Origin of the sequence: Streptomyces sp. NBC_00016 (assembly GCF_045040885.1) — a bacterium.
GTDB lineage: Bacteria > Actinomycetota > Actinomycetes > Streptomycetales > Streptomycetaceae > Streptomyces > Streptomyces coriariae.
On record NZ_CP108304.1, the window covers coordinates 2032372 to 2044088 of the forward strand.

Genomic DNA, 11717 nt, shown 5'->3' on the forward strand with positions numbered 1-11717 from the left:
GAGTTGTTCAGGAGTCGGTGCCGAACCGGGAGCGCACCCGGGACTTCAGGAGCTTTCCGGAGGCGGTGCGCGGGAGTTCGTCCGCCACCACCACCGACTTGGGGATCTTGTACTTGGCGAGCCGCCCGGACAGCGAGGCCAGCACCTCGTCGGGGTCGAGCGAGGTGCCCTCGCGGGGCACGACGACCGCGCGCGGCACCTCGCCCCACTTGTCGTCGGGCACACCGATGACCGCGCACTCCACGATGTCGGGGTGGGCGAGGAGCAGGTCCTCGATCTCGGCGGGGTAGATGTTCTCCCCGCCGGAGATGATCATGTCCTTGATGCGGTCGACGATATGCACGTAACCGTCTTCGTCGACCCGCGCCGCGTCCCCGCTGCGGAACCAGCCGTCGGCGAAGGAAGCGGCCGTCTCCTCGGGCAGCCCCCAGTAGCCGGGCATGACGTGCGGCCCGCGGACGACGACCTCGCCGGTCTCGCCGACCTCGACGGGTGTGAGGTCGGGGCGCAGGACGCGTACGTCGCTGAAGAAGTGCGGGACGCCGGCCGAGCCCGCCTTGCTGACCGCGTGCTCGGCGTCCAGGAACAGCGTGCCGGGGGACGCCTCGGTCATGCCGTAGCCCTGGAGGAAGGTGAGTCCGCGTTCCTGGTAGGCGGCGATGAGCGGTGTCGACACCGGGGAGCCGCCGCAGGTCAGGATCCGCAGACTGGACAGATCCGCGTCCGCCCAGCGCGGGTGCCGGGCGATCTGCTCGAACATCGTCGGCACCCCGAACATGAAGGTGATCCGGTGCCGCTCGATCAGGCCGAAGGTGGCCTCCGGGTCGAAGGCCTCGACCAGGACGCAGCAGCCACCCTTGAGGAGCACCGGCAGGGTCAGCATGTTCAGACCGGCCGTGTGGAACAACGGCGCGGAGACCAGGGCGCGTTCGTCTGCGGTCAGATCGGTGTCGACGAGGACGTTGACCGCGTTCCAGGTGAGGTTGCCGTGCGTGAGCATGGCGCCCTTGGGACGGCCGGTCGTGCCCGAGGTGTACATGATGATGCAGGTGTCGTCGGGGGCGACCGGCGTGTCGATCGGCTCGTCGGAGGCGGCGGCGAGCTCTCTCTCGTACTCGGCGCCGACCTCGAGGTACGTCCGGACGTCCGTGTTCCCCGGCAGGCCGGCGACCAGGCCGGCGTGCGAGGGGCCGTAGACGAGCGCCTTGGCGCCGGAGTCGGCGAGCTGGTAGGAGATCTCGGGTCCGGCGAGGCGGGTGTTGAGGGGCACGAACACCGCGCCGAGGGTGCCGGCGGCGAACAGGGTCTCCAGGTAGGAGGGGTGGTTGGGGCCGAGGTAGGCGATGCGGTCGCCGCGCCGCACACCCCGTGCGCGCAGGGCGTGGGCCAGGCGCGTGGTGCGTGTATACAGTGTGCGATAGTCCGTCGACTGCTCACCGTGGACCAGCGCGGTGCGGTGCGGGGTCTTGCGGGCCCGGCGTGCGGGCCACGACCCCAGTCCCTCGTTGCGCATCTTCCACGCCCCTTACGGTGTGGTCAGCCCGAGCAGACGGGCGGCGTTCTCCTTGAGGATCTTCGGCTTCACCTCGTCCTTGATCGTCAGCTTGTCGAAGTCGGCGAGCCAGCGGTCGGGGGTGAGGACGGGGAAGTCGGAGCCGAAGAGGACCTTGTCCTTCAGCAGCGTGTTGGCGTACTGCACGAGCTGCGGCGGGAAGTACTTCGGCGACCAGCCGGACAGGTCGATGTGCACGCCCGGCTTGTGGGTGGCGACGGCGAGGGCCTCGTCCTGCCAGGGAAAGGACGGATGCGCCAGGATGATCTTGAGGTGCGGGAAGTCGGCCGCCACGTCGTCCACGTGCAGCGGGTTGGAGTACTTGAGCCTGATCCCGCCGCCGCCCGGGACTCCCGCGCCGATGCCCGTCTGACCGGTGTGGAACAGGGCGATGGTCCCCGTCTCCTCGATCACCTCGTACAGGTCGTACGCCACCGAGCGGTCGTTGGGGAAGAAGCCCTGGATGCTGGGGTGGAACTTGAAGCCCTTGACCCCGTACTCCTCGACCAGGCGCCGGGCCTGCTTCACGCCCGCCCTCCCCCGGAAGGGGTCGATGGAGGCGAACGGGATGAGGACGTCGGCGTTGGCGGCCGCCGCCTCGGCGACCTCCTCGTTCGGGACCGGCGCCGTGCCGGTCGCGGACTCGGCGTCCACCGTGAAGATCACGGCGGCCATCTTCCGCTCACGGTAGTAGCGGGCTGTCTCCTCCAGGGTGGGCTTCCGCTTGCCCTCGACCTTGAAGTAGGCGGAGGAGGCGTCGTGCAGGTCGTCGTCCAGTGAGGAGTGGCCCTTGGACGACACCTCGGCGTGGGTGTGGACGTCGATCGCGACCAGTTCGTCGACGTTCATGGCGGGCGTCGCGGCGGGGCTCGTGGAGGGGCTCATCACGCCTCCGGGAACGTGGGGGCCGGGATGCCGACCGTCTGGAGCTCGGCACCGACCGAGGTGGGGAAGACGTCGGCCAGGCTCTCCGGCGTCCAGCCGCCGTCGGCGTAGGCCGCGCGGATCTCCTGCGGATGCGACCAGAGTGCCACCTTGTCGCCGCCGATGCCGATGGCCTGCCCTGTGATGCCCCGGGCGGCCTCGGAGGCCAGGAAGGGCACCAGCGCCGCGCAGTCCTCGGGGGTGCCGAAGCCCTCGCCCTTGCGCAGGAAGTCCGGGAACGGCTCGCCGTTCTTCAGGGCCTCGATGTACGGGGCGAAGGCGGGGATCGTCTCGGTCATCGCGGTCGCGGCGACCGGGACGATCGCGTTGACGGTGATGCCCGCGCGGCCCAGCTCCATGGACCAGGTGCGGGCGAAGGCGGCGATGCCGGCCTTGGCGGCCGCGTAGTTCGTCTGGCCGAAGTTGCCCCGCTGGCCGGCCGGGGAGCCGACGAGGATCAGCGTGCCGCCCTCGCCCTGCTCGCGCATCCGTACGGCGGCGGCGCGGGCGCAGGTGAAGGTGCCCTTGAGGTGGGTGGCGATCACGGCGTCGAAGTCGTCGTCGGTCATCTTCCACAGCACCTTGTCGCGCAGGATGCCCGCGTTGGTGACCAGGATGTCGAGCCGGCCGAACTCCTCCACGGCGCGGTTCACCAGCCGGTCGGCGGCCTCGGTCGTACCGACCGGGACCACCTCGGCGACGGCCCTGCCGCCGGCCGCGACGAGGGACTTCACGGCCTGCTCGGCCACGGCCTCGTCGACGTCGTTGACGACCACGGAGGCGCCGCGGGCGGCCAGGGCATGGGCGTAGGCGAGGCCGAGGCCCCGGCCGCTGCCGGTGACGACGGCGACCTTGCCGGTGAGATCGATGCTGGGCACGACGGTGTCCCTTCACATGGGGTGCGCACAGTGCGGCGCCGGGCGCTGACTACGAGATCGAAGCTAAGAGCAATAATTGTTGACGTCAATAGTTGTTGTAGTCCTACGGGTGCGTCATGCTGGAATCCGTACCGAGAACCACCCCGGAAGGGGACCGAGCCCAGGGAGCCCGCCATCGCCCGCCAGGACAACGCAAGCAACGCCGCCCCGATCGACGCGGACGAGCCGTGGATGCGCGGGCTGCACGCGGACACGGGATACCTGCTGTACCGCCTGGGACTGCGCTCGGGTCAGTTGTTCAACACGTTCCTCCAGGAGTCGGGGGTGCGGCTGCGCCACTACGCGGTGCTGCGCTTCCTCGCCACCTCCGAGGGCGCCCTCCAGCGGGAGCTGAGCGCCCGGCTCGGCTACGACCCCAGCGCGATCGTCGGCCTGGTCGACGATCTGGAGAAGCTGGGCTTCGCCGAGCGCCGCCCGGCACCGGACGACCGCCGCAGCCGGATCGTCGCCCTCACGCAGGACGGCCGCGCGTTCCTGCGCGGCACCGACGAGGCGGGCCTGCGGGTGACGAACGAGTTGCTGGACCCGCTCGACCCGGCCGACCGCGAGACGCTGCACACCCTGCTGCGGCGGATCGCCCAGGACGGACTCGCCTGATGCCGTGAGGAGGACCCGATGGACCAGGGCGTTGTCGCCGTGACCGCCCGCTCCGCGCCCGGCCGGCTGCTGGCCGTGCTCGCCGCGTTCGACCACACGCACCCCGCGCTGTCCCTGACCGACATCAGCCGCCGCGCCGGCCTGACCCTCACCACCGCGCACCGGCTGGTGAGCGCCCTGACCGAGTGGGGCGCCCTGGAGCGGGACCCGTCCGGTGTGTACCACGTGGGCTTGCGGCTGTGGGAGGTCGCGGCGCTGGCCCCGCGCGGCCTGGCGCTGCGGCAGGTCGCGCTGCCGTTTCTGGAGGACCTGTACGAAGCCACGCACGAGAACGTGCAGTTGGCGGTGCGGGACGGGTCCGAGGTCGTCTACACCGAGTGGCTGTCGGGGCGTTCGGCGGTCGGGGTGCACATCCGGGTGGGCGCCCGCTGGCCGCTGCACGTGACCGGCGTGGGGCTCGCGCTGCTGGCGCACAGCGACTTCGCGCTCCAAGAGGAGTACTGCGCCGGGGCGTTGGCCTCCTATACCGCCCACACCATCACCGATCAGGCGCGGTTGCGCCGGGTACTGGCCGAAGTCCGGCGGGCAGGGGTCGCGGTGAGCAGCCGTCAGGTCACCGACGACGCCCTTTCGGTGGCCGCCCCGGTGCGCGGGCCGGGCGGTGCGGTGGCGGCCGCCGTGTCGGTCGTCGTCCCGCACGCCGACGCGCAGGTACCGGTGCTGGCACCGGCCGTACGTCTCGCGGCACGCGGGATCTCCCGGGCCCTGGGCTGGCAGCCCGACGGCCGGCCCGGCTGAGCCGCCGCACCCAGCGGCGGCCGGCTCGCGAGGCCAGCGGACGGTATACCGGCGGCGGTCCGCGCCGCGCACACGAAACCCGGTTGGTGACCCGGGGGTGCCCGGCGAGAATGCCCCACCATGACGGAAACGACGCAGACGACGGAGATCGGCCCACTGGGCCCGCAGGACCGCGCCGCCTGGGAAGTGCTGGCGCGCGGTTACAAGACGTTCTACCGCACCGAGGTGCCCGACGACGGCTACGAGGAGATGTGGCGGCGTCTTCGGGACGGCAGCGAGGTGCACGCCGTGGGCGCCCGGGTGGAGGGAAGGCTGGTAGGCATCGCCCACTACCTGTTCCACGCCTCGGCCTGGATGGCGGACAGCTGCTATCTCCAGGATCTCTATGTCGACGAGGCCGTGCGTGGCAGAGGGGTGGCACGGGCGCTGATCGAGCGCGTGGCCGAGGCCGCGCGGGAGCGGGGCGCCGCCCGGCTGTACTGGTCCACTCAGGAGGACAACTCCACGGCCCGCGCCCTGTACGACAAGGTGGCGGGCTTCAACGGGTTCATCCGCTACGACTACCCGCTCGCGTAGGGCCCCACGGGTCGGGAACGGCGCGGAAGGGGGACGGGGGACACGGCGCCGGGCATGGACGCGGTCGAGTCGTCGCCCCCCTCCCCCACGACGGCGAGCCGCGCCGGTCCCTCCCCCGCACGAACGAGCCCTCGCGCCTTCCCTCTCCCCCGGGCGATCCGGTGAGTCGCCGCAGGGTCGGCCCTGCCGGGCGACTCCGTGGGGTGTCACCCCGGCGGGCGCCGGCGTCCCTCAGGCCGTCCTCACAGGAATCTCAGGTTGCGACCCGGTGATTCAAAGGATCGCCCCATCTGGGAGGCGCAGGATGCACGCGCAAAGGTGGACAACTCAGGAAGGCGTGCCGTGGGCGTCTCGCACATATCGAACCGGTCCGAACAGCAGCCGGAGGGCTGGTCCCGGCGCGGGATCCTGGGCGTGCTCGGGGCCGTCCCGGCCGTCGCGCTGACCGGATGCAGCTCCGGATCGGCGGACGCCTCGGAGAACACGACCGGGACCGGGACCTCGGGTTCCGTGTCCACGAAGGCCTCACCGGCCGTCAAGCAGCCGGTGATCTCGGTCACGCCGGCCGACGGCACCAAGAAGGCGGCCTTCACCAGCCCCGTCGAGGTCACCGTGACCGACGGCACGCTCGCCTCCGTGACGGTGACGGGCAACGACGGCTCGACGCTCGCGGGCTCCCTGGACGAGGCCGGGACCACGTGGACGTCCACGGCCCACCCGTACTCCGGGACGAAGTACACGGTCACCGCGCAGGCGGAGGGCGCCGCCGCGCAGACCGCCACCTTCACCACCAGGTCCCCGGGCGAGACCTTCGTCGGTTACTTCACCCCCGAGGCGAACTCCACCTCCGGCGTGGGCATGCCGGTCTCGATCAACTTCTCGCACGCCGTGACCGACAAGGCCGCCGTGGAGAAGGCGATCACGGTGACCGCCGAGCCGGCCGTGGAGATCGTCGGGCACTGGTTCAGCGCCACCCGACTGGACTTCCGGCCGAAGACGTACTGGGCGGCCGGGACGACGATCACCCTCGGTCTGCGGTTGAAGGACGTCGAGGGATCGAATGGTGTATACGGTATGCAGTCGAAGGACGTCACGTTCCACATCGGCCGCGCACAGGTCAGCACCGTGGACCTCTCCAGCAAGAGGATGACGGTCGAGCGGGACGGCGCGACCCTGGCCACCTACCCCGTCTCCGGCGGCGACTCCGACCACACGACCTGGTCCGGGATCATGGTGATCAGCGAGCGCTTCAAACAGACCCGGATGGAGTCCTCCACCGTCGGCCTCGGCGACGAGTACGACATCTCCGACGTCCCGCACGCCCAGCGGCTGACCACCTCCGGCACCTTCATCCACGGCAACTACTGGGCCTCGACCTCGATATTCGGCAGCCAGAACACCAGCCACGGCTGCGTCGGCCTGCACGACGCCAAGGGTGCGGACGACAGCTCCGTCGCGGGCTACGAGTTCTACGCGAGTTCGATGCTCGGCGATGTGGTGATCGTCAAGAACTCGGGCGAGAGGACCGTCGAGGCGGCCAACGGGCTCAACGGCTGGAACCTCTCCTGGGCGGACTGGACCGCGGGCAGCGCGCTTTAGCACGTTTGCGCGGTTCAACCCGTGAACTTCCTTGCCACGAAAGGACTTTCCTTGCTTTAAGTCTTGACGGCCTCCGGGACGGAGAGCACATTGGGCCCACTTTGAGAGCGCTCTCAAACACTCTCGAAGTCACCCGCGCCCATCACTCCGTACCCGAGAGGCACCCCCCATGAGTGCAACCTCCGGCATACCCAGACGGCGACGCGCGCTCGTCGCCGTACTCAGCACCCTCGGCCTGGCGGCCGCCGCCGCGGCGGCCGTCACCCTGCCCGCGAACGCCTCCGCGCCCACGCCACCGTCCGGCTGGACGCAGGTCTTCCTCGACGACTTCACCGGCGCCGCGGGCACCGGGGTGAACACCTCCAACTGGCAGTACAGCACCGGGACCTCGTATCCGGGCGGGCCCGCCAACTGGGGCACCGGCGAGGTCGAGACGATGACCAACAGCACCGGCAACGTCTCGCTGGACGGCAACGGCAACCTGCGCATCACCCCGCTGCGCGACTCCGCGGGCCGCTGGACCTCGGGCCGCATCGAGACCAACCGCACCGACTTCCAGCCCCCGTCCGGCGGCAAGCTGCGGGTGGAGGCCCGCATCCAGATGCCGAACGTGACCGGCACCGCCGCCGAGGGCTACTGGCCCGCCTTCTGGGCACTCGGCGCGCCCTACCGCGGCAACTACCAGAACTGGCCGGGCGTCGGCGAACTGGACATCATGGAGAACGTCCAGGGCCTGAACAAGGTCTGGTCGACGATGCACTGCGGCACCAACCCGGGCGGCCCGTGCAACGAGACCACCGGCATCGGCAACTCCGTCGCGTGTCCGAACACCACCTGCCAGTCCGGCTTCCACACCTACAGCATGGAGTGGGACCGCTCGGTGAGCCCCGAGGCGATCCGCTTCTACGTCGACGGCGTCAACTACCACACGGTCACGGCGAACCAGGTCGACGCGACGACGTGGACCAACGCCACGAACCACGGCTACTTCGTGATCCTGAACGTCGCGATGGGCGGCGGCTTCCCGGACGCCTTCGGCGGCGGTCTGGACGGCGACACCCAGCCGGGTCACCCGATGGTCGTGGACTATGTGCAGGTGCTCCAGGCCGCGGGCGGTGGGAGCGGTACCACACCCCCGCCGTCCGGCAGCCGTGACGCCTACGGCACGATCCAGGCCGAGTCGTACGACAGCCACTCCGGCACGATCACCGAGACGACCACCGACACGGGCGGCGGCCAGAACATCGGCGCCCTCGCGAACGGCGACTACGCGCTCTACAAGGGCGTCACCTTCGGTTCCGCGGCGGCGACCCAGTTCAGCGCCCGGGTCGCGAGCGGTGCGGCCGGCGGGGTCAGCGGACTGGTCGAGGTGCGCCTCGACAGCCGTACCGCCACCCCCGTCGGCAGCTTCGCGGTGGCCAACACCGGTGGCTGGCAGTCGTGGCGGACGGTCCCGGCGAACATCAGCTCCGTCACCGGCACCCACGACGTCTATCTGACCTTCACCAGCGGCCAGCCGGCGGACTTCGTGAACGTCAACTGGTTGACCTTCGGCCACTGACCGACGGCCCCGCGGCGCCGGGCGGCCGACCCGTGCCTACGGGTCGGCTCCCGGCGCCGCGCGTGCGCCGAGCGCGAGGTGCTTGCGAGACGTTCACCGGCCGGCCTGCTCGCGTGGCGCGAAGCCGCCCGTGAGGTGTGTCCGGGCGGCCTTGCGGAAAGCGGTCACCAGGCGGCCGCGGTCGTCGGCGCGGGTCGCCAGGACGACGTGACTCGGCTCGACGCCGACGAGGGGCACACCGGTGAGGTCGGGACGCAGGGCGAATCCGGGAGCGGCCGCCGTGACCAGCACCGTCTGCCCGGCCGCGACGAGTTCGAACTTGTCCTCGACCTCGTCCACATACGGCCCGTCCGGCACCGGGAGTCCGTCGGGGCGCGGTTCGAGACGCCAGAACCGGCTCCAGGCGGGGTCGGAATCCCGCACCCGGGGCATGGGTTCGCCGGCCAGGTCGTCGACGGTGACGGATTCCTTGCCGGCCAGCCGGTGATCGAGGGGGACGACCAGCACCCGGGGTTCGTCGTAGAGGACGGTGACGTGCAGCCCGTCCGTCGGGAACGGCAGCCGGGCGACCAGGGCGTCCACCCGGCGTTCGAGCAGGGCCTGGCGCGACTCGTTCCAGTTCAGGTGCAGGGTGCGGACGTCGGCGTCCGGGTGCCTGCGGCGCAGTTCGCGTACGGCCGGGGTGACGATGATCGCCGTGAGGTAGCCGACGACGATCCGGCTGGGCTCGGCGGCGGCACGGGCCCGGGCGGCGGCCTCGGCGGCCGAGCCCAGCAGCGCCCTGGCGCGCGGCAGGAACACCTCCCCCGCCTCCGTCAGCCGCGTGCCCCGTGGCGTACGGTCCAGCAGGCGCACGCCCAACTGCTGCTCCAGGCGCTGCACTTGACGGCTCAGGGACGGCTGGGTGAGGTGCAGGGCCTGGGCGGCGCGACCGAAGTGCCCGTGTTCGGCGACGACGGTGAAGTAGCGCACCAGCCGCAGGTCGAGGTCGGTCACCGGGGCGGGGACGGGGTGGGGGACGGGGCCGGGGCCGGGGTGGGGGTTCGGGTCGGAGGCGCGGTCGGGCATGCGGCAAGAATATCCGCCCGGTCATCGGTCGGCAGCGCAGTCGTGCACCCTGACCTGTGGTGATGCCTGAAACGTATTGCGCGATGCGAAACAGGCCTTGGACCCGGACGACTCCCCCCGCGGACGATGGAGCCGTCGCCCGGCCCCGGCCCGGCGGCCTTGCTGAAACCCCTTGCCGACATCCATCGAGGAGTGCGCTGTGCGCGTTTTCATCACCGGCGCGACCGGTTTCATCGGTTCCGCCGTCGTACGGGAGCTCATCGGCGCCGGACACCGGGTCGTCGGTGTCGCCCGCTCGGACGCGGGCGCCGCGTTCCTCAGCTCCGCCGGGGCCGAGGTGTACCGCGGTGACCTCACCGATCCCGACGGCCTGCGGAGCGGAGCGGCCACCGCCGACGGAGTGATCCACCTGGCCTTCCAGCACGACTTCGCGAACTTCGAGGCCTCCGCCCGCACGGAACGGCGGGCCATCGAGGCGCTGGGCGAGGAGCTCGCGGACTCCGGCCGGCCCTTCGTCGTGACCTCCGGCACCGCGGGCCTGCCGCCGGGCCGGGTGGGCACCGAGGACGACGGGTTCGTCGACGACTCACCCGCGGCGGCGCGGATGCCCAACGAGGCGGCGGCCCTGGCGTTCGCCGAGCGGGGTGTACGGGTCGGCGCGGTCCGTCTCGCGCCCTCGGTGCACGGCGTCGGCGACCACGGCTTCGTGCCGCGGCTGATCGACCTCGCCCGCGAACGGGGTGTCTCGGCGTACGTCGGCGACGGCGCCAACCGCTGGCCCGCCGTGCACCGGCTCGACGCGGCCCGGCTCTACCGGCTGGCCCTGGAATCCGGCCCGGCGGGCGGTCGTCTGCACGGCGTCGACGACGAGGGCGTGCCGTTCCGCGAGATCGCCGCCGCCATCGGCCGCCACCTGGACCTGCCCGTCACCGCGGTCCCGGCCGCCGAGGCGGGTGCCCACTTCGGCTGGCTCGGCGGGCTCGTCGGCCGGGACATCCCCGCCTCCAGCGCCGTGACCCGCAAGCTGCTGGACTGGCAGCCCGAACAGCCCGGTCTCCTCGCGGACCTGGACGAGGGCCACTACTTCGGGAAGGGCGCCGCCCGGATCTGACACCCCCGGCAGACACACACCCCGGTCGCCTCAGCGCAGTTCGGCGCGAAAGGCCACCGGGGTGTTTCCCGTGTGCAGTTGGAAGAACTTGGAGAAGTTCGCCGGGTCGGGGAAGCCCACCGCCGCACCGACCCGGCCGATCGGCAGGTCCGTGTGGGCCAGGAGCCGCTTCGCCTCCAGGACGACCCGCTTGTCGATGAAACCCTTGGGTGTCTCGCCGGTGGCGGCGCGGACCGCGCGCACGAGGGTACGGCGGGAGTAACCGAGCGCGTCGGCGTAGGCGCTGACGCTGTGGTTGGTGGCGAAGTCCCGCTCCACGGCGTCCCGGAAGAGCGTGAACGTGGTGTCGGCCCGGCTGCGCGCCGCCTCCGCGCTGCTCGCCGCGAGGTGGGCCAGCCGCAGCAGGAACGCGGTGAGGGAGTGCCGCAGCACCGCCGTGTGCAGACTCAGCGGCAGCGTGCCGTCGGCACCGCCGTCGTCGTACTCCCCGCGCAGATACGTCAGCGCCGCGCGCAGGCCCGCGAGCTGCGGCGCGTCCGGGTGGAGCAGCGGCGGCAGGTCGTAGCGGTACAGCCCCGCGGCCTCGACGGTGGCGCGCGGCAGAAAGCCGGGCTGCATGGTCAGCACCGTTCCGCGGTACTCGCTCGACTTCGAGAAGCGGTGGACCTGTCCCGGGCGGATCCAGAGCACGTCACCGGCCGTCGCCTCGTGCTCGGCGAAGTCGATCATGTGGCGGACCGGACCGTCGTCGAAGAGCATCACCACGTGGAAGTCGATGCGGTGCACACGGTCCAGCGGCGCGTCGGTGTGCCAGGTGCGACCGGTGCCCATGGGTCCCACCTGCATGCCGACGCCGCCGACGCTGAGTTCGACGGGAAAGGGAAAGGTTCTGATGCCCTCACCGGCGCCGTCTTGGGTACTTGTGTCCACCATGTCCTTCTCGTGCCGCCCAGTTGCCGACCCGTGGCGCTCATGTGTCGCCGGCGGGTGTCC

The 11717-nt window shown here is 71.3% G+C and carries 11 protein-coding genes; 6 read left to right on the top strand and 5 right to left on the bottom strand.

Annotated features, from left to right (window positions below):
- Positions 1-7 precede the first annotated feature (7 nt).
- Genes OG933_RS09115 through OG933_RS09125 form a run of 3 tightly spaced genes read right to left on the bottom strand, consistent with a single transcriptional unit; the run spans position 8 to position 3354 of the window.
- Positions 8-1513 (bottom strand): acyl-CoA synthetase, encoded by a 1506-nt coding sequence (locus OG933_RS09115; protein WP_405626411.1) that lies wholly within the window; start codon positions 1511-1513, stop codon positions 8-10.
- A gap of 12 nt (positions 1514-1525) precedes the next feature.
- Complete coding sequence (locus OG933_RS09120; protein WP_327187805.1) at positions 1526-2401, bottom strand: amidohydrolase family protein; 876 nt, start codon at positions 2399-2401, stop codon at positions 1526-1528.
- Between the two features lie 35 nt (positions 2402-2436).
- The gene (locus OG933_RS09125; protein WP_362271097.1) at positions 2437-3354 is read right to left on the bottom strand and encodes an SDR family oxidoreductase; all 918 of its coding nucleotides are present in this window, start codon (positions 3352-3354) and stop codon (positions 2437-2439) included.
- Between the two features lie 231 nt (positions 3355-3585).
- Between OG933_RS09125 and OG933_RS09130 the strand changes: the two genes are divergently transcribed.
- The 5 genes from OG933_RS09130 (at position 3586) to OG933_RS09150 (ending at position 8545) form a co-directional block, all read left to right on the top strand.
- On the top strand, positions 3586-4011 hold the full coding sequence (locus OG933_RS09130; protein ID WP_362271095.1) for a MarR family transcriptional regulator: 426 nt from the start codon (positions 3586-3588) through the stop codon (positions 4009-4011).
- Positions 4012-4029: 18 nt separating this feature from the next.
- The gene (locus OG933_RS09135; RefSeq protein ID WP_405626413.1) at positions 4030-4809 is read left to right on the top strand and encodes an IclR family transcriptional regulator; all 780 of its coding nucleotides are present in this window, start codon (positions 4030-4032) and stop codon (positions 4807-4809) included.
- A gap of 120 nt (positions 4810-4929) precedes the next feature.
- Positions 4930-5385 carry a GNAT family N-acetyltransferase gene (locus tag OG933_RS09140; RefSeq protein ID WP_405626415.1) on the top strand — a complete coding sequence of 152 codons (456 nt, stop codon included), beginning with the start codon at positions 4930-4932 and terminating at the stop codon, positions 5383-5385.
- A gap of 342 nt (positions 5386-5727) precedes the next feature.
- Positions 5728-6984: an Ig-like domain-containing protein gene (locus OG933_RS09145; protein WP_362526861.1), complete on the top strand. Its 1257-nt coding sequence runs from the start codon at positions 5728-5730 to the stop codon at positions 6982-6984.
- A 169-nt stretch (positions 6985-7153) separates the two neighbouring features.
- The gene (locus OG933_RS09150; RefSeq protein WP_405626417.1) at positions 7154-8545 is read left to right on the top strand and encodes a glycoside hydrolase family 16 protein; all 1392 of its coding nucleotides are present in this window, start codon (positions 7154-7156) and stop codon (positions 8543-8545) included.
- 93 nt (positions 8546-8638) lie between these two features.
- On the opposite strand, the gene OG933_RS09155 is transcribed toward OG933_RS09150, so the two are convergent.
- On the bottom strand, positions 8639-9613 hold the full coding sequence (locus OG933_RS09155; RefSeq protein ID WP_405626419.1) for a LysR substrate-binding domain-containing protein: 975 nt from the start codon (positions 9611-9613) through the stop codon (positions 8639-8641).
- A gap of 199 nt (positions 9614-9812) precedes the next feature.
- Between OG933_RS09155 and OG933_RS09160 the strand changes: the two genes are divergently transcribed.
- A complete protein-coding gene (locus OG933_RS09160) occupies positions 9813-10724 on the top strand; it encodes an SDR family oxidoreductase (RefSeq protein ID WP_405626422.1) in 912 nt (303 codons plus the stop codon).
- A 30-nt stretch (positions 10725-10754) separates the two neighbouring features.
- Here OG933_RS09160 and OG933_RS09165 read toward each other — a convergent pair whose 3' ends face one another.
- Positions 10755-11657, bottom strand: coding sequence for an AraC family transcriptional regulator (locus OG933_RS09165; RefSeq protein ID WP_054241473.1), 903 nt, complete (start codon positions 11655-11657; stop codon positions 10755-10757).
- Positions 11658-11717: the final 60 nt, after the last annotated feature.